This is a genomic window from Flavobacterium sp. J49 (assembly GCF_011742145.1).
GTDB lineage: Bacteria > Bacteroidota > Bacteroidia > Flavobacteriales > Flavobacteriaceae > Flavobacterium.
Genome location: NZ_JAAQQU010000055.1, coordinates 1 through 26,604 on the forward strand (window position 1 = coordinate 1; position 26,604 = coordinate 26,604).

General features: G+C 37.6%; 25 protein-coding genes and 1 pseudogene. 8 read left to right on the plus strand and 18 right to left on the minus strand.

From position 1 onward, the window contains the following. A partial coding sequence (locus HA632_RS01540) for a T9SS type A sorting domain-containing protein (protein WP_176305488.1) occupies positions 1-407 on the plus strand: 407 nt, incomplete at its 5' end. Between the two features lie 122 nt (positions 408-529). Here the strand turns inward: HA632_RS01540 and HA632_RS01545 are convergent. The 4 genes and pseudogenes from HA632_RS01545 to HA632_RS01555 form a co-directional block, all read right to left on the minus strand. Beyond that, complete coding sequence (locus HA632_RS01545; RefSeq protein ID WP_176305489.1) at positions 530-958, minus strand: DUF1330 domain-containing protein; 429 nt, start codon at positions 956-958, stop codon at positions 530-532. A 44-nt stretch (positions 959-1,002) separates the two neighbouring features. Next, positions 1,003-2,313 (minus strand): amidohydrolase, encoded by a 1,311-nt coding sequence (locus tag HA632_RS01550; protein ID WP_228778740.1) that lies wholly within the window; start codon positions 2,311-2,313, stop codon positions 1,003-1,005. 24 nt (positions 2,314-2,337) lie between these two features. Beyond that, a pseudogene (locus HA632_RS14065) lies at positions 2,338-2,424 on the minus strand (DUF418 domain-containing protein); the annotation flags it as partial. Further along, a complete protein-coding gene (locus tag HA632_RS01555) occupies positions 2,414-2,635 on the minus strand; it encodes a hypothetical protein (RefSeq protein WP_176305491.1) in 222 nt (73 codons plus the stop codon). The pseudogene HA632_RS14065 and the gene HA632_RS01555, both read right to left, overlap by 11 nt. Positions 2,636-3,033: 398 nt before the next feature. On the opposite strand from HA632_RS01555, the gene HA632_RS01560 reads away from it, so the two are divergent. Next, positions 3,034-4,377 (plus strand): DEAD/DEAH box helicase, encoded by a 1,344-nt coding sequence (locus tag HA632_RS01560; protein WP_176305492.1) that lies wholly within the window; start codon positions 3,034-3,036, stop codon positions 4,375-4,377. A 30-nt stretch (positions 4,378-4,407) separates the two neighbouring features. On the opposite strand, the gene HA632_RS01565 is transcribed toward HA632_RS01560, so the two are convergent. Then, positions 4,408-5,514: a lactonase family protein gene (locus HA632_RS01565; protein WP_176305493.1), complete on the minus strand. Its 1,107-nt coding sequence runs from the start codon at positions 5,512-5,514 to the stop codon at positions 4,408-4,410. 127 nt (positions 5,515-5,641) lie between these two features. Between HA632_RS01565 and HA632_RS01570 the strand changes: the two genes are divergently transcribed. The 4 genes from HA632_RS01570 to HA632_RS01585 are packed head-to-tail and all read left to right on the plus strand — an operon-like array spanning position 5,642 to position 9,789. Continuing rightward, a complete protein-coding gene (locus tag HA632_RS01570) occupies positions 5,642-7,570 on the plus strand; it encodes a BatA and WFA domain-containing protein (RefSeq protein WP_176305494.1) in 1,929 nt (642 codons plus the stop codon). Continuing rightward, on the plus strand, positions 7,567-8,826 hold the full coding sequence (locus tag HA632_RS01575; protein WP_176305495.1) for a dihydroorotase family protein: 1,260 nt from the start codon (positions 7,567-7,569) through the stop codon (positions 8,824-8,826). The genes HA632_RS01570 and HA632_RS01575 overlap by 4 nt, the downstream gene beginning before the upstream one ends. Continuing rightward, positions 8,819-9,145 (plus strand): hypothetical protein, encoded by a 327-nt coding sequence (locus tag HA632_RS01580; RefSeq protein ID WP_176305496.1) that lies wholly within the window; start codon positions 8,819-8,821, stop codon positions 9,143-9,145. Before HA632_RS01575 ends, HA632_RS01580 begins: the two co-directional genes overlap by 8 nt. After that, positions 9,145-9,789: an alpha/beta hydrolase gene (locus HA632_RS01585; protein WP_176305497.1), complete on the plus strand. Its 645-nt coding sequence runs from the start codon at positions 9,145-9,147 to the stop codon at positions 9,787-9,789. Before HA632_RS01580 ends, HA632_RS01585 begins: the two co-directional genes overlap by 1 nt. A 28-nt stretch (positions 9,790-9,817) precedes the next feature. Here the strand turns inward: HA632_RS01585 and HA632_RS01590 are convergent, their stop codons facing one another. Genes HA632_RS01590 through HA632_RS01600 form a run of 3 tightly spaced genes read right to left on the minus strand, consistent with a single transcriptional unit; the run spans position 9,818 to position 11,583 of the window. Continuing rightward, positions 9,818-10,306, minus strand: coding sequence for a hypothetical protein (locus tag HA632_RS01590; protein ID WP_176305498.1), 489 nt, complete (start codon positions 10,304-10,306; stop codon positions 9,818-9,820). Between the two features lie 10 nt (positions 10,307-10,316). Then, entirely contained in the window at positions 10,317-10,811 is a 495-nt protein-coding gene (locus HA632_RS01595) for a hypothetical protein (protein WP_176305499.1), read from the minus strand. 4 nt (positions 10,812-10,815) lie between these two features. Further along, on the minus strand, positions 10,816-11,583 hold the full coding sequence (locus HA632_RS01600; RefSeq protein WP_176305500.1) for an MBL fold metallo-hydrolase: 768 nt from the start codon (positions 11,581-11,583) through the stop codon (positions 10,816-10,818). 140 nt (positions 11,584-11,723) lie between these two features. Between HA632_RS01600 and HA632_RS01605 the strand changes: the two genes are divergently transcribed. Continuing rightward, positions 11,724-13,181 carry a TonB-dependent receptor gene (locus HA632_RS01605; RefSeq protein ID WP_176305530.1) on the plus strand — a complete coding sequence of 486 codons (1,458 nt, stop codon included), beginning with the start codon at positions 11,724-11,726 and terminating at the stop codon, positions 13,179-13,181. Between the two features lie 70 nt (positions 13,182-13,251). On the opposite strand, the gene bcp is transcribed toward HA632_RS01605, so the two are convergent. Then, the gene (gene bcp, locus HA632_RS01610; protein WP_176305501.1) at positions 13,252-13,704 is read right to left on the minus strand and encodes a thioredoxin-dependent thiol peroxidase; all 453 of its coding nucleotides are present in this window, start codon (positions 13,702-13,704) and stop codon (positions 13,252-13,254) included. Positions 13,705-13,781: 77 nt separating this feature from the next. Here bcp and nth point away from each other — a divergent pair, with 77 nt between their 5' ends. Further along, positions 13,782-14,441, plus strand: a complete 660-nt coding sequence (gene nth, locus HA632_RS01615) for an endonuclease III (RefSeq protein ID WP_176305502.1) — start codon at positions 13,782-13,784, stop codon at positions 14,439-14,441. A gap of 222 nt (positions 14,442-14,663) precedes the next feature. On the opposite strand, the gene HA632_RS01620 is transcribed toward nth, so the two are convergent. The 9 genes from HA632_RS01620 to HA632_RS01660 all read right to left on the minus strand — a co-directional run bounded on the left by HA632_RS01620 (position 14,664) and on the right by HA632_RS01660 (position 26,601). Beyond that, positions 14,664-15,251 carry an RNA polymerase sigma factor gene (locus tag HA632_RS01620; protein WP_176305503.1) on the minus strand — a complete coding sequence of 196 codons (588 nt, stop codon included), beginning with the start codon at positions 15,249-15,251 and terminating at the stop codon, positions 14,664-14,666. Positions 15,252-15,424: 173 nt separating this feature from the next. Continuing rightward, the gene (locus HA632_RS01625; RefSeq protein WP_176305504.1) at positions 15,425-16,186 is read right to left on the minus strand and encodes a family 16 glycosylhydrolase; all 762 of its coding nucleotides are present in this window, start codon (positions 16,184-16,186) and stop codon (positions 15,425-15,427) included. Between the two features lie 9 nt (positions 16,187-16,195). Beyond that, positions 16,196-18,418: a glycoside hydrolase family 3 N-terminal domain-containing protein gene (locus tag HA632_RS01630; protein WP_176305505.1), complete on the minus strand. Its 2,223-nt coding sequence runs from the start codon at positions 18,416-18,418 to the stop codon at positions 16,196-16,198. A gap of 8 nt (positions 18,419-18,426) precedes the next feature. Then, positions 18,427-20,211, minus strand: a complete 1,785-nt coding sequence (locus HA632_RS01635) for a cellulase family glycosylhydrolase (protein WP_255166337.1) — start codon at positions 20,209-20,211, stop codon at positions 18,427-18,429. A gap of 10 nt (positions 20,212-20,221) precedes the next feature. Further along, positions 20,222-21,676, minus strand: a complete 1,455-nt coding sequence (locus tag HA632_RS01640; protein WP_176305507.1) for a glycoside hydrolase family 30 beta sandwich domain-containing protein — start codon at positions 21,674-21,676, stop codon at positions 20,222-20,224. A gap of 22 nt (positions 21,677-21,698) precedes the next feature. Next, positions 21,699-23,141: a glycoside hydrolase family 30 beta sandwich domain-containing protein gene (locus HA632_RS01645; RefSeq protein ID WP_176305508.1), complete on the minus strand. Its 1,443-nt coding sequence runs from the start codon at positions 23,139-23,141 to the stop codon at positions 21,699-21,701. A 190-nt stretch (positions 23,142-23,331) separates the two neighbouring features. After that, on the minus strand, positions 23,332-24,411 hold the full coding sequence (locus HA632_RS13945; protein WP_228778741.1) for a glycoside hydrolase family 16 protein: 1,080 nt from the start codon (positions 24,409-24,411) through the stop codon (positions 23,332-23,334). Between the two features lie 94 nt (positions 24,412-24,505). Then, the gene (locus tag HA632_RS01655; RefSeq protein ID WP_176305509.1) at positions 24,506-25,480 is read right to left on the minus strand and encodes a hypothetical protein; all 975 of its coding nucleotides are present in this window, start codon (positions 25,478-25,480) and stop codon (positions 24,506-24,508) included. Positions 25,481-25,488: 8 nt separating this feature from the next. Beyond that, positions 25,489-26,601 (minus strand): hypothetical protein, encoded by a 1,113-nt coding sequence (locus HA632_RS01660; RefSeq protein ID WP_176305510.1) that lies wholly within the window; start codon positions 26,599-26,601, stop codon positions 25,489-25,491. Between the last annotated feature and the right edge of the window lie 3 nt (positions 26,602-26,604).

Genomic DNA, 26,604 nt, shown 5'->3' on the forward strand with positions numbered 1-26,604 from the left:
TAAATCAATTTACAGGACTTCAGCCGGGTGTTACTTATGTAATTACAGTGGCGGTTGAAATGTTTGGTGAATTTGGTCCTTACGGAAAAGATTGTGCTGTAACGGTTCCGACAACTGCAGCCAGACAAGTTGTTTCGACAGTTTCAACAGAGCTTGTAAAACCATTTGAAGCTACAACCTATCCGAATCCGTTTGCCAACAACTTTATGATTGACGTTAAAACGTCCAGTCAATCTTCTATCGATGTTAAAGTATTTGATATGGTAGGAAGATTGGTAGAACAAAGAAAAGTAAACGTTTCTGAATTGGAGAGTACCACTATCGGTGACCGATACCCTAGTGGTGTTTACAACGTAATTATCACCCAAGACGAAATAGTGAAAACACTTCGTGTAGTGAAAAGATAAGTTAGTTTTAAAACATACTAAAAAACAAAAAAACCCTCATTAAATCAATAATGAGGGTTTTGTGTTTTTTAAATAACTGAGTCCTGGAGTTAATCTCTTAAGATTTGCAACTGAGTATTTATTTAATTTTTCAAATATTCTTTCACTACAATCGATTTTGTTTTGGCAGGTTTTTCTCTTAAGACTGCAATCTGTTTATATTCTTCAGAGTTTGTAATTTTTTGAAGCGCTTCGATAGAATTCCATTCTACAATTATAAAGCGGTTTGGATTCCAACCGCCCTCAATAGGGATAACGCTCACCTCCGGATTCTGGTCAAAAGTCATACCACCGGAGCGGACTAAATATTTTCCGCCATATTTTTTAATAATGAACTCTACCCCTTTTCTATACTGCTCATACATAGCAGAATCATTTACAGTATTATCCAGAACTACAAACACTTTTGGCTTTACATCCTCTATGATTTCTTTTGTTTGTGTCTGAGTAGCTATTGTACAAAAAAGAAAAAGGGGCACAAGAGAGGTTTTACTTTTCATTATGTTTTCCAAATGTTATTTTTTGATTTAAAAGAAATTCACTACTATAAGTTTACTTATTTTTTATCAAATGCTGTATAATCAAAAACCAAATTACACAAAACATTCATTCCGGTTTTGAAAGCACTATCATCGATGAGAAATTCAGGAGTATGGTGTGGCCCAACTTTACTTGGATCTTGGCCCTTTTTCATTCCTCTCACAAAAAAATACAAACCGGGAACTTTTTCTTGATAAAATGAAAAATCTTCGGCACCGGTAACCGCAGGAATTAGAAACACATTTTCCTTTCCAACTGTTTTTTGTAAAGAAGGTAACATGGCAATGGTCAACTCAACGTTATTAAACGTAACGGGATTGTACGAAGAATACGGAAGTGAAACCTCTGCAGTAGCTCCGGCTGCTTCTGCAGTTTTAGTGGCAATTTCTCTTATGCGTCTAAAGACAAACTCCTCATCTTCTTTGGTAAAAGTTCTAACGGTTTCTAACATCTCAACTTCTTCCGAAATAATATTATGCCGATTACCGCCATGAATAGAACCAATTGTGACTACGGCAGCATTCTGAGTAAGTTGAACATTCCGACTTACAATGGTTTGCAAACTGTTGATGATTTGTGCAGAAACTACTATTGGATCTATAGATTGCCAAGGATAAGCCCCGTGAGAAGGTTTGCCTTTTACTACAATTTTCAAATCCGCAGAAGCCGCCATAGTACCAGCCGGACGATAATTAATTTTACCTACTTCAGTGGCAGCACTCAAATGTAATCCGAAAATGACATCTACTTTTGGGTTTTGTAAAACACCTTCTTTTAGCATTAGCTCCGCTCCGCCTTCTTCTCCTACGGGCGAGCCTTCTTCAGCCGGTTGGAATATAAATTTTACTGTTCCTCTTAACTCTTTTTTCATACCGGATAGAATTTCGGCTACGCCCATCAATATGGCAACATGTCCGTCATGTCCGTAGGCATGCATCACTCCTGTTTCTTTACCGTTATATATGGTTCTCACTTTTGAAGCAAAAGGCAAATTGTTGTTTTCTGTGACGGGTAAGCCATCCATATCAGCTCGTAAAGCGATTACCGGACCCGGTTTGTCACCTTTTAAAATACCCACAACTCCGGTTACCGCAACTTCTGTTTTTACTTCGATTCCCAATGATTGCAAGTGTTTAGCAACTAAGCTCGCAGTTCTGGTTTCCCTATTTCCGAGTTCAGGATTTTGGTGAATATCGTGCCGCCATTCTATTAGCTTTTGCTCAATTTGAGAGGCTTTTTTAGCAATAAGTTCACTATAATTATTTGTTTGAGCAGTTGCCGTTTTGATGCAACAGATGATGTATGCTATTAAAATTATTTTCTTCATTGCGAAGAGCGTGTAATAAAACGGCCCAACTTGACCCCTATAACCCAATCCTGTCCCGCTAAAAACAAAATTGCCTATCAACGAATGCATGAAATAATTACTAAAAGCCATTTTGCCTACGGGAGAAATTACAAGTAAGATTGCTTTCAGCTTCGTTCCATACTACTTTTTCATCTAAACCGGCTAGAACTTTCGGAATGTCACCCACAGCAAAAGCAGCATAAAGGCTTTTGATTATTTTTACATTGCTTTGCCCCATCATATTGACCGAAACAAAAAGCATTACAACGCAAAGCGCTTTTAAAGAGATCAACTGTTTCATATTTTTTAGTTTTAAATTGGTTAAATAATAGGCACAGCTTGGTCAAAACAAAATAGCCACAAGCAAGGCTTGCAGCTCAATTATCATATGGATTTGTAAAAATGGATAAACTGTCTAGTCATCTATAGCTGTTATTTGTAATCGGATTACTTAATAAATCAAAGCTGTAGGTTAAAACTAAAAACGTAATTAGAGGAGGCAATCTTAAATCAAAAGCGGTCTATTTTTTTATAAATATAGTAAAATATTCTAATAGTAAGAAAGGCCATATTAAAAGTTTGATTATTTGTCAATTAGCAAAAAGTAACTTGCCGAAATATTCCCAAAATAGAATTCCTTACCTTTGCGCCACCCGAGGCCAAGAATTGGCCGAACGGATGAAATAAATTACAATTACCATGAGCACTTTTGAGCAATTCAATCTTCCAAAATCACTACAAAAAACCGTCGACGAATTAGGTTTGACCAAGCCTACTCCCATTCAGGAAAAATCCTTTTCAGTGATTATGTCGGGTCGTGATATGATGGGAATTGCCCAAACCGGTACGGGAAAGACTTTCGCGTATCTTTTACCTATTTTAAAACAATGGAAATTCGTTGCCACGGACACTCCGCGTGTCGTAATCTTGGTACCAACACGTGAATTAGTTGTCCAAATTGCTGCCGAAGTGGAAAAGCTAACCCAATTCATGTCGGTGCGAACTCTAGGTGTTTATGGTGGTGTGAATATCAACACCCAAAAGAAAGCGGTTTATCAGGGAATTGACGTTCTGGTTGGAACACCCGGAAGAATCATGGATTTGGCTTTAGACAATGTTATTCGTTTTGACAGTTTGCAAAAATTAGTCATCGATGAGTTTGACGAAATCCTGAATTTAGGGTTCCGCACCCAAGTGACTTCAATTTTGGCCATGATCAAAACCAAACGACAAAATATTTTATTCTCGGCTACCATGACCGATGAAGTAGATGAAATGTTGGAAGAATATTTTGAATTTCCCGAAGAAGTTTCTTTGGCACCAAGCGGTACACCATTGGAACAAATAGAACAGTTGGGTTATAAAGTGCCAAACTTTTTGACCAAAGTCAATTTGATTATCGAGTTATTAAAAGACGAGGCTTTCGAACGCGTATTGCTTTTTGTCAACAATAAAAAAACGGCCGATTTGCTTTCGGACAAATTAGAAGAAGTGTTTCCGGAACAATTCGGAACCATTCACTCCAACAAATCTCAGAATTACCGTTTGCAAACCATGGCTACTTTCCAAGCCGGCGAAATTCGCGGTATCGTTACGACCGATGTAATGGCCAGAGGTTTGGACATTTCAGACATTACTCATGTTATCAACGTAGAATTTCCCGAAATTCAGGAACAATATATTCACCGTATCGGTAGAACCGGTCGTGCCGATAAATCCGGTATTGCCATTAGCTTAATCAGTCCTAGAGAAGAAGAAGTCATGATTGAAGCCGAAATGCTGATGGAAAAAGAGCTAAAGTTTTTACCGTTGCCTAATGAGGTGGTCATTGCCGAACGCTTGCTTGAGTTTGAAAAAGACAGAAAGAAAATGAAAGTCATTCTGAAAACCAACAAACTTGAAGGCGGCGCATCCTTTCACGAAAAGGCCAAGAAAAACACCAAAGTTAACCTTGGCGGACCTTCAAAAACCAAGAAGAAAACCGGAGTTTCAGTCAATAGAAATATCTTGAAAAACAGAGCGGCTAAAAGAAAGAAAAAATAGCATTCTGCCTTCAGTTGGTAGTGTTCCGTTTCACTCGAACACCAAACAAACCGGTGAACACAACGCTATTCGTTTTCCTGAATCAGTAAGTTCTCCCGTCATTTTATCGATTTTAAAAATTACCACTTCATTGGTGTATTGATGTGCCACTAAAAGAAAACTTCCGGTTGGATCAATACTAAAATTGCGCGGTCCTTTGCCTAAAGTACCGGTCGTTTGTTTCCATTTTAATTTTCCGTTCTTTTTGATTTCGAAACAACTAATTGTATTGGCATCACCGCGATTGGTAGCATATAAAAACTTACCGTCCGGCGAAATATGGATATCGGCAGCGCTGGTTTTTCCTTTAAAATCTTTGGCGACAACGGTTGTTTCTTGAAGTAAATCTAATTTTCCATCTTTATACTTAAATACCAATAAGGAACCATCCAGCTCATTCATCAAGTAAACATATTTTCCATTCGCACTAAAAGTAAAATGCCTCGGTCCGGCACCTTGCTTGACTCTGACAAAAGAACTAAACTCCAAAACAGCACTTTGGGCCTCAGGATTGTAGCGGTAAACATATAGGTAATCTTTGCCCAAATCGCTGGCGATAAGGTATTTATCATCGGGAGAAAGTTGCAGCATGTGCATGTGCGAATTCAAGGGTTTGGTCTCTTTTCCCGTTTGACCTTCCTGCTTTATGATTTGCTTATACTTGCCTAGACTTCCATCTGCATTTTTGCCAAAAACCGTAATGTTTCCGCCACTGTAATTTGCTACAACAACATTTTTCTGGTCATTGATAATATGACAAGGATCATTGCCTTCTGACTTTTGAGAATTTAAAAAAATGATTTGGTTTTGATTTGCCTCAAATTGAAAAGCACTTACCTTGCTGTTATCACCATCTTCATTCGTAGCATAAATGAATCTCTTATTTTCTGAAACCGTTAAAAAACTGGGATTGACCACATTTTGGGTTGACGTTTTTACGTTGAATTCACCAGTGTAAGTGTCAAATTCATAAAGGTAAATCCCATGACTGTCGCAGGTTTTAGTATAGGTTCCTATAAATAAATTGACTTTACTGTGTTGTGCCTGATTGGAAATACTAAAGCATAATGCGGCAAACAGAACTAAAAATTTTGTCATAATCACGATTTTATCCTAAGACAAAAATAGCGGAATACCAACAGTTTCCTTTTTTTTATCATTTAAAATTCTAAAATCGGCTGTGCCAAATGATAAAAAGTACTATTTTTGACAAACATTTATTGAAATGCAATTCAAACACCCGGAAATTCTATATTTTCTTTTCTTATTGGTGATTCCAATTTTGGTGCATTTATTCCAATTGCGACGTTTTAAAAAAGAATACTTCACCAACGTCCAATTCCTAAAAGAGCTTTCCATTCAAACCCGTAAAAGTTCGACCATCAAAAAGTGGCTTTTGCTTTTCACCCGTTTACTGCTTCTCGCCTGTTTGATTTTGGCATTTGCTCAACCTTTTTTCACAGCCAAAGAAAGCCAGAAAGCTACCAACGAAATGTACATCATCCTCGACAATTCCTATAGTATGCAGGCCAAAGGCCAAAAAGGGGAATTGCTCAAACGCGCGGTTCAGGATTTGCTGGAACACACGCCGGAAACCCAAAATTTTTCACTGATTACCAACTCCGAAACCTATTGGAATACCGACATCAAATCGATTCAAAAAGATTTGCAGGACTTAAAATACAGCGCGACACCTTTTAGATTAGACAATTTGATAGCCAAAGTCAATGCTAGAAAATCCGCTTTTAACAAAGATATCATTGTAATCACCGATGCCGTTGGGTTGGACACTAATGAAGCAAAAAGCTTTAAAAAAGAAGACAATGTTTATTTCATCATACCCGAAGCGGAACAAAAGAACAATGTTTCCATTGACAGCGTTTATATCCAACAAACTTTAGACAGTTTCTATGAAATTGCCGTAAAATTATCCGCCAATGGCGAAGACATTACAGCTGTTCCTATTGCGTTATACAATCAAAACAAGTTGACAGCAAAGACTTTAATCGATTTCAAAAAAAATACTGAAACCATTAAGTTTACCATTCCGAAAGAAGATTTTCACGGCTATGTTTCGATTACCGATAAAGGTTTGGCGTATGACAACACTTATTATTTCAGCATTTCCAAACCCAGTAAAATCAATGTAATCAGCATTGGTGACACAGACAAAAGCAATTTCTTGTCGCGAATTTATACCAATGACGAGTTTGCATATACCAATTTTCCGATAGCCAATTTGGATTACAACTTATTAGAAAAACAGGATGCCATTGTGTTGAATGAATTGGCGGCCATTCCGCAAGCGTTACAAACCACACTGAAATCCTTTGTAAACAAAGGCGGAAACGTTGTCCTCATTCCTGCTCAAGAAAGTAATGTGAACACGATGAATTCGTTCTTGGGCAACTTTGGTTCGATTCAATTTAAGGCGATAACAAACGGCGATAAAAAAGTAACCAAGATTAATTTTAATCATCCGTTGTTCAGCAATGTGTTTGAAAAAAAGGTCGATAACTTTCAATATCCGTCAACTAAGGCAGCCTTTAACATCAACAGCACTTCTCCGGCAATTTTGAGTTATGAAGACCAAAGCGCTTTCTTGACTTCGGTAGCCAAGCCATTGTCGGCGGTATATGTTTTTGCAGCGCCAATCAACAAAGCCAACAGTAATTTTCAGAATTCACCATTAATTGTACCCACATTTTACAATATGGCGCAAAACAGCCAGAAAACCGGCGTAAATGCAATAGTGATTGGTGAAGACCAACCTTTTGTAGTTGATGCTTTATTGTCGAAAGATGAAATTCTGACGGTAAAAAATGCCACAGAAAGTTTTATTCCGGTGCAACAATTGTTGAACACCAAAGTCAAAATGAGCTTTAATGAAAACCCACAAGAAGCCGGTAATTTTGGTATCTTTAACGGAACGAATTCGATACAAAACATCAGCTTTAATTACACGCGTACCGAAAGCAACTTGAATTCAGCCAACACTGATATTGCTGCGAATTACAAAGAAATCGACGATATAGAAACGGTATTCAATACCATTCAAACCGACCGAACCGACACACAAATCTGGAAATGGTTTGTGCTGCTCACACTACTCTTTTTAGCATTGGAACTACTCATTCAAAAATTTGTAAAATGAACCTAATCATCCGAAAAGCCAAAATTGTTGACCCAAAAAGTCCCTATCACCATCAAACCGTTGATGTGAAAATTACACAAGGCATCATCGAAGAAATAGGCACTTCTATTCTCAATATTGACACACATCAGGAATACCAGCATGAAGGTTTGCACCTTTCTCAAGGTTGGTTTGACACTAGTGTTTCTCTTGGCGAACCGGGATTTGAAGACCGAGAAACCATCGCCAACGGATTAGACGTCGCTGCCAAAAGCGGCTTTACCGGAATCGCGTTGCAACCCAATGCCAATCCGATTATTGACAACCAATCACAGGTTCATTTTGTCAAACAAAAAGCGATTAATTCAGCAACTGAATTATTTCCAATCGGAGCTTTAACTAAAAACAGCGAAGGCAAAGATTTGGCCGAATTATACGATATGAAAAACGCCGGAGCAGTAGCTTTCGGTGATTATGGTAAAAGTTTGTTCAATGCAAATCTTTTAAAAATCGGATTGCAATATGTACAGGATTTTGACGGTTTGGTGATTGCTTTTGCACAAGACGACAATATCAAAGGCAATGGTGTAGCCAATGAAGGCATCGTTTCTACCAGATTAGGCTTAAAAGGCATTCCCAACTTAGCGGAAGATTTAATCATCGCCAGAAACTTGTTTTTACTAGAATATACCGGTGGAAAATTACACATTCCAACAATTTCTACAGCCCAATCAGTAGCGTTAATCAAAGAAGCGAAAGCGAAAGGATTAAACGTTACTTGTAGTGTAACGGTACATCATTTGGTCCTAACCGATGAAAAATTGGATGGGTTTGATACAAGATACAAAGTGTCACCACCATTAAGAACAGAAGCCGATAGACAAGCGTTAATCGCCGGGGTTTTAGACAACACGATTGACTGTATTACTTCTGACCATAATCCGATGGATATTGAACATAAAAAGATGGAATTTGATTTGGCCAAAAACGGAACCATCGGTTTAGAAAGTGCTTTCGGTGCGTTGCTAACTGTATTGCCTTTGGACAAAATAATAGAAAAATTGACTTTCGGTAAATCTATTTTAAAAATTGAAAATCAAGAGATTGCAGCAAAAAATAAAGCCAACTTCAGTTTGTTCCAAATTGATGCTGATTGGACATTTGGCAAAGAAAATATAATGTCAAAATCTAAAAACTCTGCGTTCTTGGGACAATCCATGAAAGGCAAAGTTTTAGGAATTTATAATCAAGGCAAATTAGTTGTTAATCATGGATAATCAAACCATAAAAGAAGGCAAAACCATTGCCATCATCAGTTATATTTTGCTTTTCGGACCGCTGATTGCTATTTCTATGAATAGCGAAAATAAGAATCCTTATGCGTCATTTCACATTCGACAAGGTTTGGGATTGACATTGAGCTTTATTTTATTAGGTGTATCCATCAGTCACTTTGAAAACTTTATGATTGCGGCCTCCATGTGGGTTTTTATTTCAGTGTTGGCAATGTACGGGATTTTTTCTGCCGCCATGGGCAAAACCACCAATCTTCCTATTCTTGGGAGTTTATTTCAAAAAACATTTAAAAGTTTGTAATGAGTTTATCACTGCATCATTTGGTTAGAGAACCAAAAATTAAAAAAGATAAAAACCCTTTACTCCTATTGCTTCACGGCTATGGCAGCAATGAAGAAGATTTGTTTTCCTTTGCCAGTGAATTGCCCGAAGAATATTATGTGATTTCAGCACGCGCGCCCTTTGACATGATGTATGGCAGTTACGCTTGGTATGCTATTAATTTTGATGCCGATGAAAATAAGTTTTCTGATATAAGTCAGGCCAGAGCCTCAAGAGATATTATTGCCAATTTTATTGATGAATTAATCGCCGAATACCCTATTGATGCTGAAAACGTAACCTTAATTGGTTTTAGCCAAGGCTGTATCTTGAGTTATGCCGTGGCTTTGTCTTATCCAGAAAAAGTACAGCGTGTAGTAGCCATGAGCGGTTATTTTAACCCCGAAATTGCGGTTGATGATTACACCGAAAATGATTTTAGTAAACTAAGGATATTTGCCTCACACGGAACAGTAGACCAAGTCATTCCGGTAGAATGGGCCCGAAAATCAATCCCGATGTTACAAGTGTTGGGTATTAAAATTGTCTTTAAAGAATACATGGTAGGTCACGGTGTGGCGCCTCAAAATTTCTTTGATTTCAAACACTGGTTATCACAATAAATAAGTCCCGATTGCGCGGGACTTTTTGTTATTCTTGCGTATCACTTCCGGTGATTTTTTTGCCCATTTGACCATCGCCTGAAAATTTGATATCAGCTCCTTTTTTCAAAACATACCCTTTCCACGGTACGAGTTGCCAATCTTCAAATACCCACGGCTTTCCTTCTGCCAATCGGGTTAGCACAACGGAATTGGCTTCATTAGGCAAAAAAACTTCTGCCTGATTTAAATCTTCGCTAAAAAGCACAAACGCACTCAAGGTTTCGTCTTCATTTTCGGGTTTGTCCGCCGGATTGAGTTGAATTCCGGTGTAGCCTTTAACACATTCCTTATTCATTTTGGACCAAATATAACCGGCAGTGGCCAAACAACCGTGTTCATCTTTATCATTCACCACAGAGGAATCTTTGGCGGCTAAAGGAAGATTTTCATCTTCTGATTCACTGTTGTTTTGGTCTGTTAACTTGCAGGAAAACAGCGCAATTGAGGCGATTAAGAGGAGAGAGATTTTTTTCATGCCTAAATTTCTAGTTTAATTGTTCCGGATATAAATAGGAGTTCATGATTTCAAAAGAAACCGTTTGGTCTTCATCGATAAAGTATTTCAACATCACTTCACCCCAAAGCTTACCATTGCTGTAATTGGCAATAATCCAGCGGTGGTTTAGTATTTTTACTTTATTAATGATAAATTTTTGTTCACCCATAGTAACTTGGTCGGTGTATTTATTACCGGCGGGATCATCGTTATAAGCCAAAAGGGCTTGGGTTACTTTCTCGCTGAAAGCCTTGATGTCATTTTGGTTTAAATAATTCAATGCTCTGTCATTGGCTTCCAAAGAAAAATAATTGGCATCATAGAGTTGGTCTGACAGTTTTGTAATACTATCATTCAGCTTCTTACTGTCTTGCGCTGTTTCCTGTGTTTTTTGTGCAGCTTCTTTTGAAGTAAAATATTTATAGGTGAAAATATTCATCAAAACGGCAATAATAAACAAGTATAAAAACAATGATTTTTTCATAATATTAAATTGTAATTTTCAAATTGTCGTAAGCTAAAAAAACGTTTGGGGGCAACTGTTTTTGAACTTCCTCGTGAAAACCCATAAGATGACTGATGTGGGTCAGATAGGCTTTTTCAGGCTGTACCAAATGTATAAAATCTAACGCTTCCTGCAAATTAAAATGTGAGTGATGCGGTTCTTCTCGCAAAGCATTCACCACCAACACCTTTACACCCTTCAATTTTTCAATTTCGGCATGGGCAATGGTCTTCACATCGGTTAAATATACAAAATCCTGAATTCGATAGCCAAAAACTTGGAGGTTTCCGTGATTTACATCAATAGGGGAAATTTTGGCATTGCCAATGGTAAAATCCTGATTGTTTTTTACTTCAAAAGTCTCTACACCCGGCGCACCCGGATATTTATTTTCGGTTTCAAAAATATAGTCGAAACGCTTTTTCAAGTTCTCTAAAACCCTTTGATGAGCGTAAATCGGAATGTCTTTTTTTTGTCGAAAAAAAAACGGTCGAATATCATCTAAACCCGCAGTATGATCGGCATGTTCGTGGGTGAAAAGTATGGCGTCCAATTGAACACAACCGGAAGTCAGCATTTGCTGTCTGAAATCGGGTCCGCAATCAATAACTAAAGAAGTTTCTCCAAAAATAATCCAAACTGAAACCCGCAAACGCTTGTCTTTAATGTCCTCACTTTTACATACAGAATGATGACTTCCAATAACAGGAATGCCTTGTGATGTTCCGGTTCCGAGAAAATAGACTTGCATAATAGCACGGTTTTTGATGGGGTACTTTTTAAAGTTTGGCCTTAAAAGTAATTAAATACAAAAATAGACTTAATTATCTTTTTATAAAATAGCTATTTTACTAACTTTGCACAGAATACTTACGCTACACTATGGACAATATTGTTTCTATTATAAAATTGAAAGGCGATAAAGCCATTGAACAAATTCCTGCTATCAAAGATAAGGCATTGCGAATTAACCTAAATGATAATATTTACGGGACATTTGCGGAAATTGGTGCCGGGCAAGAGACGGTTAGGCATTTTTTCAGAGCCGGTGGTTCGTCGGGTACTATAGCGAAAGCAATGTCGGCCTATGATAAAGATTTCAGCGATGCGATTTACGGTATAGAAGATGATGGTCGTTATGTAACCGAAAGCCGTTTGAAAAAAATGTTATCGCATGAGGTTGAATTGATTGAACAACGTTTAAAAAGAGACAAACATCCTAACAAGATATTCTTTAGTTATGCCAATACCGTTGCCACTATTGATTTTGCCAAGCAATTCAAAGGCCATGGTTGGGTTGGAATAAAATACCAAGTTGAACCGGATGAAGACTACAACGAAATAACACTTCACATTCGTTTTAAAGAAACCGATGCTCGTTTGCAACAAGAAACCTTAGGGATTTTGGGTGTAAACTTGATTTACGGTGCTTTTTACAAGTACAACGATCCTAAAAAACTATTGCGTTATTTGTATGACCATTTAGACAAAGACCAATTGGAAATTGATACCATCAACTTCTCAGGTCCTCGTTTTGCTAATGTTGACAACCGTTTGATGAGTTTGCAATTGGTTAAAAATGGAATGACCGATGCGGTAATGTTTGGGCCTGACGGAAAGAACATCTTACCGGCTTCCATTCTTTACAAAAAAAATATCTTAGCGCTTAGAGGAAGTTTCCGTCCGGTGACACAAGTTAATATGGACATGTATGAGAAATCATTAAAAATGTTCCTTGAAGAAAGCAAAGTAGACAAAGACAATACTTTGGTGATCTTTGAGATTACCCTTTCCAATTTACGCTCGGAAGGCGAAATTGACGAAAGAGACTTTATGGACAGAGCCGAATTACTTTGTTCGTTGGGTCAAACCGTAATGATTTCCAACTTCCAAGAATATTATAAAGTAGTGGAATATTTCTCTAATTACACCAAAGCCCGTATGGGATTGGCCATGGGTGTCAATAATTTAGTCGATATTTTTGACGAAAAATACTATCGCCATTTAAGTGGTGGAATTCTGGAAGCTTTTGGTAAATTGTTCTACCGAGACTTGAAAGTGTTCTTGTACCCGATGGAAGATGAAAATGGAGAAATCATTAACTCTCAAAATCTTAAGGTACATCCGCGTATGAAAGAATTGTATAAGTTCTTTGCCTACAATGGAAAAGTGGTAGACATCACTGATTTCGATAAAGACCATTTAAAAATCTTCTCTCGCGAAGTATTGAAAATGATCAGCAATGGAACTCCGGGTTGGGAAAAACTATTGCCAAAAGGAATTTCAGAGATCATCAAGCAACACCAATTGTTTGGTTATGATCCCAACAAAGTTTTAGAAAAAGCATAAAAACTACGGTAATTAAACCAAATTTTACGATACAAAAAATCCGAATTGTATAACAGTTCGGATTTTTGTTTTATTTTAATATCTGCGAGGCGTGCTCTTTAGTTTTTACCGCTGCTATAACTTCCTCAATCACTCCTTCTTCATTAATTACAAAAGTCGTTCTGTGAATACCGTCATACTCTCTTCCCATGAACTTTTTGGGACCCCAAACGCCGAAAGCTTCAATAACTGATTTGTCTTCATCGGCTAAGAGCGGAAAAGGAAAGTCATATTTGGTTTTAAATTTACTTTGGGCTTTGGCACTATCGGCACTAACTCCAAGCAGTGCGTAGTTATTGGCGCTGAATCGTTCAAAATTGTCTCTTAAATCACAAGCTTCCGCCGTACAACCGGGAGTATCCGCTTTGGGATAAAAGAAAACTACTAATTTTTTGCCTTTGTAATCGGCTAAAGTATGAATGTTGCCATCTTGGTCCTTTCCGGAGAAATTAGGTGCTTGGTCGCCTTTTTGTAGTGTTGTCATTTTTAAAGTTACTGAGTTACTGAGTTACTATGTTGCTGAATTTAATTTAGTATTTTTACAAATCAAATTTAGTTAAAATGACCAAACAAGAACGTGCAACATTCGTTATAAATACGTTAAAAGAACTTTACCCCGAAATTCCAATTCCGCTTGACCATAAAGACGCTTATACTTTGCTGATTGCCGTTTTGCTTTCGGCACAATGTACCGATGTTCGCGTGAATCAAATTACGCCACTTTTATTTGCTAAAGCCGATAATCCGTATGATATGGTCAAACTATCAGTAGAAGAAATCAAGGAGATTATTAAGCCTTGTGGTTTGTCGCCGATGAAGTCAAAAGGCATTTACGGTTTATCTCAAATTTTAATTGAAGAACACAACGGCGAAGTACCACAGAGTTTTGAAGCCTTAGAAAGATTGCCGGCTGTTGGTCACAAAACCGCTAGTGTAGTAATGTCGCAAGCCTTTGGCGTTCCAGCTTTTCCGGTTGATACCCACATACACCGATTGATGTACCGCTGGAATTTGACCAATGGTAAAAATGTGCAACAAACTGAAAAAGACGCTAAAGCCATTTTTCCGAGAGAATTGTGGAACGAATTGCATTTGCAAATCATTTGGTATGGTCGTGAATATTCTCCGGCCCGTGGTTGGGACTTAGAAAAAGACATCATCACACGAACCATCGGCCGAAAAGATGTTTTGGCATCCTATTATAAAAAAACATCCCGATAATTGTATCGGGATGTTTCTTAATTAGCTATTGATTCGAAGTTCATGTTGCCTACTTTAATAATATTCAATGCACAAGAATATTGAAGTATTAAACGTATGGTTTCTTTTTTAGGTAACATTTTTTTGGGAGCTAATTTTCTTTTAGAGTAAAGTTTTGCCATATATAAAAATCGGTTTGTTTTGGATGTTTATATAAAAACGCAAAAAAATACTTTTTATTGTTTAAGAAGGTAAATAAATTTTATTTTTTTCAATCACCTTTCTAAGGTTTGTGATGGCATAACGCATTCTGCCTAATGTAGTATTCACGCTAACTCCAGTAAAATCAGCTATTTCTTTAAAACTCATATCTAAAAAGTAACGCATCATAATGACTTCTTTTTGATCATGAGGTAACTTTTCAATGATGGTTTTGATATCAATTTCAACCTGATTTTTAATCAATCTTCTTTCGATATTTAATGAGTCATCGGTGATTCTGGAAAAAATCAGCAATTCATCCGTATCGCGATTCAATGGCATTTTTTTATCATTGCGGTATTTGTCAATAATCAAATTACTGGCTATGCGCAAAACCCAAGACAGAAATTTACCTTCTTCATTATAATATTTTCTGGATTTTAGTGTATGAATTACCTTGAAGAATGTTTCCTGGAAAATATCTTCTGTCACATCTCTATCCGAAACCTTGGAATAGATATACCCATAAATTTTTGATTGGTGCCTATTGATTAAGATTGCTAAAGCGTTTTCATCGCCAGCAACGTATTTGTCAACTAATAGTGCATCAGGAAGTTGAGATTTAGCCATAACAATACCTTTTAGTGTAGGGTTAAAAAAGAGTTTTTAATCTAAAAAGTAATTGTCTTGTATAGGCAAATCGGGTTTAAGGGTTAATTATAAGCCAAATTTAACATAATTTTTATTTAATAAACAAATAAAAACTAAAAAAAACATAAATAAAAGATGAAATCACTAAAGCACTATTGGTAAACCCTTATATAATCTATCAAATATTCTTGCGGAAAAATACGGTCGTCAACCTCATGACCACCAAAATTACCGCCAACGGCTACATTTACTATGAAAAAAAACGGTTGGTCAAAAGGCCAGGTATTTTCATTTTTAAGTTCGGGCGCAAAAGTATAAACCGATTGGTCATCCACAAAAAACTCAATCTTGTCTTTGGTCCATTCGATAGCATATATGTGAAAGCCTTCTTCAATGCTGGGAAAAGCCGTTTTTTTGGAATTAATCGTATTGCCGTGACTGTCTTGAGTATGTAAGGAAGTATAAACCATATCCGGTTCTCTGCCAACGTACTCTAAAATGTCAATTTCGCCACATTTGGGCCAACCTACTTTACCGATATTGGAACCCAGCATCCAGTAAGCCGGCCAAATGCCTTTACCGCTTGGGATTTTGGCTCTGGCTTCCATCCTACCGTATTGAAATTCTTTTTTCCCAGCAGTGGTTATTCTGGTTGAAGTGTAATGATCTGCTTCTTTTTCTATTCTGATAACCAAATGCCCTTCTTTTAATTCGTGATTCTTGTTGGTATACAATTGTTTTTCATTGTTACCCCAACCACAGTTGTTTGGACAACCATTTCCCAATTCAAAATTCCATGCACTTTCATCCAATTGTTTTCCGCTGAAATTTTCTTCCCAAACCAATTTTCGTTTTTCCTTTTGAGCTAAGCAAAAACTAAACGATAACAGACTTAAAAACAATAGCTTTTTCATAGGGACAAATTATGGAATTAATTCAAAGGTACTGTTTAAACGGATATCTGCCGAAGAAGAACCTATCATTAAATTAAATTCGCCCGGTTCTGATTTGAACTCTAAAACTTGATTGTAAAAGGACAATTTCTCGTTGTCAATACTAAACGTCAATGTTTTGGACTCACCGGCTTCCAATTTTATTTTTTGGAAATCTTTCAGCTCCATAATTGGCCGAACCACAGAACCGAATTTATCTTGAAGATACAACTGTACCACTTCTTCACCGGCAAACTTTCCGGTATTGGTGATGGTCATACTCACTTCGAGGGTTTCATTGCTGCTGATTTTTGTTTTGGACAATTTTAAGTCTCCGTATTTAAAAGTCGTATAACTCAATCCGTAACCAAAAGGAAACTTAGGCGAATTGGGCAAATCGATGTAAGCGGACTTGTATACTTTATCTTCATTGATAGATGGTCTTCCGGTGCTGAAATGGTTGTAGTAAATTGGAATCTGACCTTCTTCTCTAGGAAAAGACATTGGTAATTTACCGGAAGGATTATAATCCCCGAATAGTACATCTGCAATAGCATTTCCGGCTTCAGAACCTAACCACCAGGTATAAACAATTGTTGGCATATTATCGGCTGTCCAATTGAAAATAAGCGGTCTCCCGGCATTAATTAGAATAACTATCGGTTTGCCTGTTTTTTGTAATTCTTTGATTAAATCTTCTTGAACTCCGGGTAAATGGATATTACTGCGACTTTTCGCTTCACCACTCATATCAAAGCGTTCGCCTATGCTTAAAATTACAACATCGGCTTGGTTGGCTACCTCAATAGCTTCTTTAAAACCGGATTTATCAGTATCTAATATTCCACAGCCTTTGGCATATAATAATTTTGTTTTCTTGCCGACTTTGTTTTGTAAACCTTCCCATTGTGAAACGATGTAGGTTGAATCGATATCTTTTAAATCAATAGCCCAAAAACCATGGTTGATTCTTTTTGGCTTGACCATCGGACCGATAAAAGCTATGGTCTTTGTTTCTTTGGATAACGGTAAAATATTTTTTTCATTTTTAAGTAAAACGATACTTTTGGCTGCCACTTCTCTTGCCGCTTTGGTATGTTCCGGATTGCTTAAAGCTTTGTCTTGGCGTTCTTTACTGCAAAATTTATAAGGATCGTCAAACAACCCTAACTCAAACTTTTTGCGAAGTATACGTTTTACGGCTTCATCCACTATACTCAAGGGCACTTTATTTTCATTGACCAATTGTGCCAAATGATTTCGATATGCATTGCTTTCCATATCCATGTCACTTCCGGCCAAAACAGCTTTTTCAGCGGCTTCTTTGCCATCTTTACAATAGCCGTGTGCAATCATTTCTCCAATCGAACCCCAATCGGATACCACAAATCCTTGGAAATTCCATTTTCCTTTTAAAATGTCACGCTGAATGTATTTATTTGCAGTGGCCGGAATGCCATTGATATCGTTAAATGAATTCATAAAAGTGGCCACGCCGGCATCAACAGTAGCTTTGAATGGTGGCAAATAAGTTTCCCACAACATCCTGTCGCTCATATCCACTGAATTGTAATCTCTTCCGCCAACGGCAGCACCATAGGCCGCGAAATGTTTGGCACAAGCCATTACTGAATTTAAGTCGCCCAATTTATTTCCCTGAAAACCTTTCACACGAGCATAGGCAATGCGAGATCCTAAATAAGTATCTTCTCCTGCACCTTCCATCACTCTTCCCCATCTTGGGTCACGAGAAATATCAACCATTGGGGCAAATGTCCAGTGAATTCCCGAGGCTGCTGCTTCTGTAGCCGCAATTCTGGCAGAAAGTTCCATCGCATTTAAATCCCAACTGGCAGCCTCAGCTAACGGAAGCGGGAAAGTGGTTTTGTAGCCATGAATCACATCCAAACCAAACAGCAATGGAATTTTTAAACGAGACTGCATCGCCAATTCCTGGTATTGTCTGGTATATTTCCAACCGATAACATTAAGCATCGAACCGATTTTACCTTCTTTGATTTCTTGTTGCTTGTTGGCATTAATCGTCAGTGGTCCGGTTACGGTATTGTCTCCGGTATATTGGTTCAACTGACCGATTTTTTCTTCCAAAGTCATTTTTTGCAACAACTCATCAACTTTTTGATCAATCGTTTTTTGTTGGGCATATCCCAATATTGTAGTCGTTAAAAATAACGCTGCTAATAGGTTTCTCATGGTGTTGGTTATTTTTTTATGGTCGGCTGTTTGAATTCTATATAGTTCAAGATAAAGTTTCCTTTTTCGAAGTAAAGCCTAACTTTATTCGTTCCTTTTTTTAATTTAACGGTATCCAAAGACAAGGTCTTCCAAATGGTATTTCCGCCTGTAGCCGAGATTGTGATCTCTTTTGAAATTTTATTGCCTTTTTCATCTGTTAAATACAATTTTCCACCTTGCGTTTCCGCGGCATATCTTATGCTTAAATCATAAGTTTGATTTGAATTTAAGTCGAAAGTGTACTGTAACCATTCGCCGTCCTCAATATAACTTACGGCATAACCATTGGTCATCGTATCATCACATTTTTGGATATCAACACCATCATTTCGCATTTGGTCACCGCTATTCCATTCGCTTCGTTTTCCACCATTGGACACCCAATAATTGGCTACATCTTTATCAAAATAAGCGTGATTGATTTGACCTAAATCGTATTCGGCTGCGAATACTTTTCCGGGTAATGCATGCTTTTTATAGACTTTGGTTTCAGTAGTTTGAATTTGTCGAAACATGGCATCGATGACATCGGGTTTAACGACAACGTTTTCCATCTTAAAATTTTCAGCGATTTGCATCAAAGTGGCTTTGGCTTCTTCAACTGACGGTTTGTCTTTTCCATCCTTCCAATATTGTAACAATCTGTAGTAGCCATCAGTTCCTTTTACCGAAGTTACTCCGGCAATGTTATCAATCTTTTTCATAGGCCAAAAAGCCCAACCGATATTATTGTCTTCAATTAAAGAAATAACATCTTTGAACCAAACGTTAGAATTCTCACCGGTTTCGCCTAACCAAATAGGGACATTGTATTCGTTTCTGTAGTTTACAATTTCTTGTATAGTGGCCATATCATTGTAGCTCCAATACTTATGGAAACTCAAGGCCATATTGTCATCCCAAAGCGGGAACATTCCTTTGTAATTATTGCCCCAACAATTGCCTTCAATAATAATCAAGTGATTGGTATCGACTTCACGAATGGCTTTAGTGATGCGCATTTGCAAGGCTCGCAAAGGTTCGTTTTTAGTTTCATCACAACCATTTTTATTGGTTCCGGAAAAATTCCAATTGGGTTCATTGATAATGTCATAACCACCAATCCAAGGTTTGTCTTTGTAGCGTTCGGCTATTTTTTTCCAAAAAGCAACCATTTTATCTTGATTGGCAATACTTTCCCAAAGCGATGGTTTTGTTTCATCATAATCCGAAATATTGGCATCTTTTCCTTGTCCGCCCGGTGCTGCATGAAGATCTAAAATAAGATACATTTTATTCGCCGCACACCAATTCAGTAAGTCGTCGGTCATGGTGAATCCTTCTTCCAACCAAGTATTTTGACCGGCAACAGGTTCTTTTTCGATAGGCAAAGTATACAGATTGTAGTGCATTGGCAATCGAATTGAATTAAATCCCCAAGCAGCTAAAGAATCTACGTCACTTTTGGATAGTCCATTCTTTTTATAAGCTTGATAGAATTCTTCTGTATTTTTTTCTCCGATTAAATCGGTTATTTTTTGTTTGATTTGGTATTGCGGTCCGGCAAAATCGGCCGTCTTCAGCATATACCCTTCTTGCACCATAAGTCCGCCAATTCCTAAGCCACGCAGAAGAACATTATTTCCGTTACCATCAACAATCTTCTGCCCGTCACGATGTAAAAATCCTTGACCAAAAGCGGTCAATGACAATAACAAAAAAAACATCAAATGTCTTTTTCTTTTGTTTGATTTAAAGGTTCTTAATACCATTGAAAAAAAATTAATAAACTAAAGTTTGAATGGCATTAGGTAAAATAGTCACTTCAGTTGCAGAAGTTCCTATGCACAGATTGTATGTGATTTTTAAGTCGCTTTGGTTCATCACTACGGTCACCACTTTGCCGTCATTGTTGATGAAGGAAGTGGTCAATAACTGGCTTCTGCTGGCGGCACTACTGACTCTTTTGGCACCTTTGTCAATGAACTTTGAAAAGTGACCAATAAAATAATAACTCGGAGTATAAATCAATTCACCGGTATTCGTATCGCCGTGAATTGGAGCAAAACAGAAATTTTTAACGTGATTTGGTCCACCGTTTTGGTCTAATAAAATATTCCAATCCGTCCAAGCTACTGTTCCGTTATTAAAATCATTAATCATTGATTTGCCGTAGCGCTGACCGTTTTTCCATAACTGGTATTTATTGGCATCAAATTTTTCTACGCAACCTTCGGTAAACATTAGTTTCTTTGACGGATACAATTCGTTTACTTTACCCACATTCTCATACATTTGTTCGCCGCCACTCCAATTTTCGTACCAGTGAAAACCAATTCCCCATACGTATTTACTGGCTTCAGCATCTTCTAAAATAGTATTAGCGCGTTGTAGAAGTAAATCTCTGTTGTGGTCCCAAACGGTTATTTTTTTATCTCCTAAACCTGCTTTTTGTAATGTTGGTCCCAAATAATTTTTAAGAAAATCTCTTTCATCTGCAGCAGTAAAAATGCATGATTCCCAAATTTGTCTTGCCATCGGTTCGTTTTGAATAGTTAATCCCCAAACCGGAATACCTTCACTTTGCAAAGCATTGATATATTTTACGTAGTAATTGGCCCAAGATTGACGGTATTCAGGTAATAATTTACCGCCAAATAACATATTATTGTTGTCTTTCATAAATGCCGGTGGCGACCACGGACTAATATAAAAAGAAGCCTTATCACCAATCATAGCCATCGCTTTTTTAATCAAAGGAAGTTTAAATTGTTTGTCGTGTTGTATGTCAAAAGTCTTTAAATCTTTATCGCCCTCTTGAATATAGGTGTAAGAACCCGAGCTAAAATCGCAGCTGTTCATGTTGGTTCTTATCAAAGTGTATCCAATACCGTTATCTTTAGAAAAATAGGCACTCAAAAATTCCTTTTGTTTTTCCGAGGATAATTTGGCAAATACTTCTGCGCTGGCATCGGTTATTGCACCACCTATACCAACAAAAGTTTGATAGGTTTTATCAGGATTTACAAAAATGCAAATCTGTGTTTCTAGAGGCTGTTTTAGCTCTTGAAACTGTAACTTGTCGGTTTGCGACAATCTCAAACTTGTACTGTCGGCCGAAGTGTATACCGTGACCGTTTTATTTTTAGTTGAAAAAGGCAGTGGTTTTGATTTTTGCTTTTTTTGAGCAAAGGCAGAAACCGAAACAAGCAATACCAATACTATTATTTTTTTCATTTTACGTCTTTTTATTAATTGGTTACCAAACAAATGTTCCAACAGCGCCGGCTTCTAATGATACCGCAACCCATTTTGTATTGTATTTGATATTAAATACTGCCGGTGAAGTGCCGTCATTTAAAACAATTAAAACCTTTTTCCCTTGCGGAGTTTTAAAGGCTACATTGTACAAACTACCGGATTGTGTTGATCCGATTCTGACAGAGCCGGCCGGAACAAATTTTGAGGCATGTGCAATAATGTAGTAAGCCACATTACGTTCGTAACTAAAATTTCCTGATACCGTAATGGCACCTTTACAAGTGGTACAACCACCATTTGTATGTGGACCGAAATTGGCGTTATTGGCCAAATTCCACTCTAATGCTGTTTTACTCCAATTGCGCATAGAACCGATTATAACATTCTTCAAATGCCATTTTAAATCACCGTCAAAACTTCCGGTTGAGGAAGTATATTGTTCTGTGAAATACAAATTTTTATTCGGAAAAGCATTGCGAACCGCACTCAACGCCGAAATATCACCGGCATATAAATGGAAGGCCGAACCATCAATAAAAGGATTCGCTCCGGAATCTGACAAAACAGTCATAGGATATTGCGGATTATCACAGTTATGGTCATATGCAACTATTTTAGTAGTAATTCCTGCTGCTTGGAATGCCGGACCCAAATTGTTTTTTATAAAATTGGCTTGCTCTGTAGCCAACATTAACATGCTTGGATTATTTCCGGGATGCAGAGGTTCGTTTTGTGGCGTTATAGCATCAATAGTAATGCCTTCTGCTTGCATGCCTTGTATGTATTTTACAAAATATTGAGCATAAACACTATAATATTGAGGCAACAAACTTCCACCGATGGAACTTCCGTTGTCTTTCATCCATACCGGTGGTGACCAAGGTGTGGCCATAATTTTAATATTCGGATTGATTGCCAAAATATCTTTGAGTAATTGAATCAATTGAGCATCAGGACTCAAACTAAAATTAGTCAGATTGACATCTGTTTGTCCGCTAGGTATATCATTATATGAGAAAACCGTACTGTTCAAATCGGATGCCCCAATGCTGATTCTTAAATAATTGACCTCAATTGAATTGACTGCTGAGCCAAAGAGTTCTTGTAAAAGTTCTTGCTTTTTGGAAGCAGATAATTGGTTAATTACTTCTACACTTCCTCCGGTTAAAGTATAACCAAAGCCATCAACGGTTTGAAAAGTTTGACTGTCATTTACTTCAATATTCGGATAAACATTATTACTTGTATTAAATCCGAGTACTGTAGTTTGTTTTTCTAATTTAACGGTGCCGTTACCTTTTGTAAGCCAAAATTCAACATCGTTTACCGTAGGAGTTGGTTCGTTATCTGGTGCCGATCCATCGGATGATTGAGCACAACTGCTTAAAATTCCGAGTATCGATGCAAAAAAAAGTGTTTTTATTTTAGTAAGTTTTGTCATTGTTGAAAAGGGTCTGTAATTCTTGAGCCAAATAGGATAACATCCGTAGGCTATGGTTAAAATTAATTGCAATTTTGAGTGGGAAGTTTTGTATTTACCGTTAGATAGATTATTCTAAAAACAGTCCATAAAAGCTTCTGTCAAATGATTTAACAGAAGCTATTGATGGACATCTAACCTAAACAAAATATTAATGATAAACATGAACGTAATCCACTTCAAGTGTCGCCGAAGTGAAGTTGGGATCAACTGCACCTCCAAAATTTCCTCCCATGGCACAATTGAAAATAAAGAAAAAGGGTTTATTGAAAGGTAAACCGCTATTGTTATTAAATGTGTAAAACAAAACGTTGTCTACATAAAATTTTATGGTTGAAGCAGACCATTCACAAGAATAAATATGGAATTCAGTAGTGGCATTATTGATGAGTACATTGCCACCGTCAGCATTCCCTCCTGAATGTCCGGGATGGTGTAAAGTACCATAGATTCTGTTGAGATTATTCCCTATATGTTCCATGATATCAATTTCACCGCATGCGGGCCAAGGATTGGTATTGATGTCAGAACCCAACATCCAAAGTGCCGGCCAAGTGCCTCCTCCTGCAGGAAGTTTTGCTCTTATGTCTACTCTTCCGTATTTGAATTCATATTTATTTTTGGTAAGAATTCTGGCAGAAGTATAATTACTTCCGTTAAAAGGCTCTTTGATAAGATTAATTTTTAAAACACCTCCTTGTACAATTACGTTTTCAGGACGATTGGTATAATATTGCAATTCATTATTACCCCAACCTCCGGCTCCTAAGTCATAGCTCCATTTTGAACTGTCCGGTGGACCATCGGTATTGAATTCGTCTGACCACGCCATTGTAGTTGTTACAAAAACGGTTATCGTCACCGAAGATGAAATAAACTCAGCGCCGTTATAGGCAGAAACATAAATAGTATAATTATTGGTTCCCGATTGGGTAAATGTATAGTTAAATACACCTGTCGTAGTGTTAATCACATCGGTACCGATTAAAATTCTGTAAGATGTTGCATTATTTGCTGAAACAGTAAAATTAACCAATCCGCTTCCGTTTCCATTAGGATTGGAAGTGTTTGAACCTACAATCTCAGTATTTATTACCAGATTTGTCGGTTTTGTATCGTTATCATTACTTCCACTTCCTCCGCTACTGCAACCTAAAATTAAGAAGGCGACCAAAGCGAGAAATAGACGGTTTAGAAAACAAATATCTTTTAACTGAAGATTATATTTCAAAATGACACTATTAATGATTAATAAAAATCTGAATTAAGAAACCAACAGGAGTCAAAGTATGATTAATTCCTGTTGGCATAAATTACCGGATGTATTATAAAGCCGGGATAAGTTTAAGGTACCAAGCATTTCCTGTTTCAGTTCCTTGAACTCTTAAGTACATATAAGTAGGTGTAATTACCATTATCTCATACTCTTTTTGCAAAGCTCCATAGCCGATAAAAGTTGTACTGCCTGACAACATTATACTAGTTTGGGTAGATGGCGTTTCAGAAGCAATTCCTGAACTTGATGGAATAAATGAAAACGCAGTAGTACCACCTCCGTAGCTATAACAACCTTCATCTCCTGAACCCGGAATTCCCGGTATAGAAGCTAAAGAACCCGTTTTGGTAAAAGCACCGTCCGGTGTTGCGGCTTGAATAGTAAATGAATTAGAAGAAGCTACCTTTGTGAAGGTAAAAGTTGAAGTATAGAAACAATTACAACAAACCACTTTCTCGTCGATTGCTGCTGTCCACCAAATTGGAGTTACTGCTCCTGTCCATGGTCCAACTCCAAAATGTCCCGGAACACTCTTGTCTACTTTCCACGCTTTAGAGGAATCGTTAGTAAGGTATGTTACTATTTCAGGAGTCGGAGCAAAATTACTCACCACCTGAACTTCAGCGGTTGATGTAGTAGAAGTTCCACCTCTGCCATAAGCCACTACAGTGATTCTGTAAGTATGCAAACCTAGTGAGGTAAATTTCTTTTGAACCGTAGCTGTTGTCAAGCTGTTTTGAATAGTGCTCGGTAAACCGGTGAATTCAACAGCAGTGGCTAAATCCGTAATGTCATTATAGCCTATTTTAAAGGCAATAGCGTCATTTGCTGTTACTGAAATATTAACTTTTCCCGATCCGTCCCCATTGGGATTAGAGGCATCTTGTCCTACTATTTCCGTTTGAATAGCCAAACCTGTCGGAGCAGTTAACGCTCCTAAAGAATAATCATCGTCTTGACATCCTATAAATAAAGATGCCACACAAAGAAAGGCTACTGATAAATATTTAAAATTGTTTTTCATAGTATTTATTAATTTGTTTGTCTAACATTATCAATGTAAATAACTTCCCCAAATCCATCCGCTATATCATTGTAACGGAAAACTAATTGGTTGAAAGTAGTTCCGGCCGGAATACCTAAAGCTCCAAAATCAAAAACAAGTTCTTCCCATTGATTAGCAACTGTTGAAGCCACTTTTAATACTTGATTTGGTACTCCATTTGAGCCTTGCTCTATTTCAACATTAAGCATCTTTCCAACTTCAGTTGAATACACTAACACTCTAATTTTACCACCGTTATCAATGTTGATTGGTGTTCCGTTAGGCGTTGACAAAGGCGTCCAAGTGCCGCTCCAAGAAGCAGCGCCTGAAGGTTTTGTGTATCTCCATACCGTATTACTGGTATTAAGACCACCCGAAAAAGGGTTGGGAACAACTGCTACACTAACACCTCCAAAAGTTCCTCCGATACTGTAATTTTGAATCGGGCTTTCGTAAGTAATCGGAAGTGAATAAGGTGCAAATACAGTAATCGGATAAGTGGCCGATGTTGTCGCTGCTCCACCGCTAAGAGCAGTAACCGTAAGCGTGTAAACACCCGGAGCATAGGTATGAGCCGGAGCTGTAAATGTACCTCCCAAAGTTCCTGTCATTACAGTAGGGACTTCATTGGCACCGCCATCACCCCAAGTAACCAACATGCCGTTGGCATAATCAGCTGTAGCCGTTAGATTTAATGTAGTTCCCGCGAAGTTTTGTGTCGCATTGATATTAGCCGGAGCGACATAAGTAACTTGCAACGGATAAGTGTTGGTAGTTGCTACGCCTGCGATATCGTAAGAAACAATGGTAACGGTATAGCTTCCCTCAGGGTAACTGTGTGTCGTACTTTGTCCTGGGTACAATGTGAGTTCACCGGCATCTCCGTGGCCTAAAGTAACTATAGATTTTGAGACACCTTCGCCTAGAGGAGTTACTCTTACAAGTCCTGAATTATCAGTACTAATATCAAATATTCTATCATAATTTGCCGACCCGGCAGAATTTAAAGCTGATAAATTGGTGTCAATCCCATCAGGCACACTACAACTGGTAACTGCCAACAATGATAGCATTGTGAAACTTAAAATTATTTTTTTCATATT

Excerpts from the sequence above, each read along its gene's own strand:
- HA632_RS01550 (WP_228778740.1), bottom strand. The coding sequence starts at position 2,313 with ATGAAGAAAATAATTTTAATAGCATACATCATCTGTTGCATCAAAACG.
- HA632_RS01570 (WP_176305494.1), top strand. The coding sequence starts at position 5,642 with ATGCAATTCAAACACCCGGAAATTCTATATTTTCTTTTCTTATTGGTG.
- nth (WP_176305502.1), top strand. The coding sequence starts at position 13,782 with ATGACCAAACAAGAACGTGCAACATTCGTTATAAATACGTTAAAAGAA.
- HA632_RS01660 (WP_176305510.1), bottom strand. The coding sequence starts at position 26,601 with ATGAAAAAAATAATTTTAAGTTTCACAATGCTATCATTGTTGGCAGTT.
- HA632_RS01655 (WP_176305509.1), bottom strand. The coding sequence starts at position 25,480 with ATGAAAAACAATTTTAAATATTTATCAGTAGCCTTTCTTTGTGTGGCA.
- HA632_RS01620 (WP_176305503.1), bottom strand. The coding sequence starts at position 15,251 with ATGGCTAAATCTCAACTTCCTGATGCACTATTAGTTGACAAATACGTT.
- HA632_RS01590 (WP_176305498.1), bottom strand. The coding sequence starts at position 10,306 with ATGAAAAAAATCTCTCTCCTCTTAATCGCCTCAATTGCGCTGTTTTCC.
- HA632_RS01635 (WP_255166337.1), bottom strand. The coding sequence starts at position 20,211 with ATGGTATTAAGAACCTTTAAATCAAACAAAAGAAAAAGACATTTGATG.
- HA632_RS01560 (WP_176305492.1), top strand. The coding sequence starts at position 3,034 with ATGAGCACTTTTGAGCAATTCAATCTTCCAAAATCACTACAAAAAACC.
- HA632_RS01585 (WP_176305497.1), top strand. The coding sequence starts at position 9,145 with ATGAGTTTATCACTGCATCATTTGGTTAGAGAACCAAAAATTAAAAAA.
- HA632_RS01645 (WP_176305508.1), bottom strand. The coding sequence starts at position 23,141 with ATGACAAAACTTACTAAAATAAAAACACTTTTTTTTGCATCGATACTC.
- HA632_RS01630 (WP_176305505.1), bottom strand. The coding sequence starts at position 18,418 with ATGAGAAACCTATTAGCAGCGTTATTTTTAACGACTACAATATTGGGA.
- HA632_RS01555 (WP_176305491.1), bottom strand. The coding sequence starts at position 2,635 with ATGAAACAGTTGATCTCTTTAAAAGCGCTTTGCGTTGTAATGCTTTTT.
- HA632_RS01595 (WP_176305499.1), bottom strand. The coding sequence starts at position 10,811 with ATGAAAAAATCATTGTTTTTATACTTGTTTATTATTGCCGTTTTGATG.
- HA632_RS01600 (WP_176305500.1), bottom strand. The coding sequence starts at position 11,583 with ATGCAAGTCTATTTTCTCGGAACCGGAACATCACAAGGCATTCCTGTT.
- HA632_RS01565 (WP_176305493.1), bottom strand. The coding sequence starts at position 5,514 with ATGACAAAATTTTTAGTTCTGTTTGCCGCATTATGCTTTAGTATTTCC.
- HA632_RS01575 (WP_176305495.1), top strand. The coding sequence starts at position 7,567 with ATGAACCTAATCATCCGAAAAGCCAAAATTGTTGACCCAAAAAGTCCC.
- bcp (WP_176305501.1), bottom strand. The coding sequence starts at position 13,704 with ATGACAACACTACAAAAAGGCGACCAAGCACCTAATTTCTCCGGAAAG.
- HA632_RS01580 (WP_176305496.1), top strand. The coding sequence starts at position 8,819 with ATGGATAATCAAACCATAAAAGAAGGCAAAACCATTGCCATCATCAGT.
- HA632_RS01625 (WP_176305504.1), bottom strand. The coding sequence starts at position 16,186 with ATGAAAAAGCTATTGTTTTTAAGTCTGTTATCGTTTAGTTTTTGCTTA.
- HA632_RS01640 (WP_176305507.1), bottom strand. The coding sequence starts at position 21,676 with ATGAAAAAAATAATAGTATTGGTATTGCTTGTTTCGGTTTCTGCCTTT.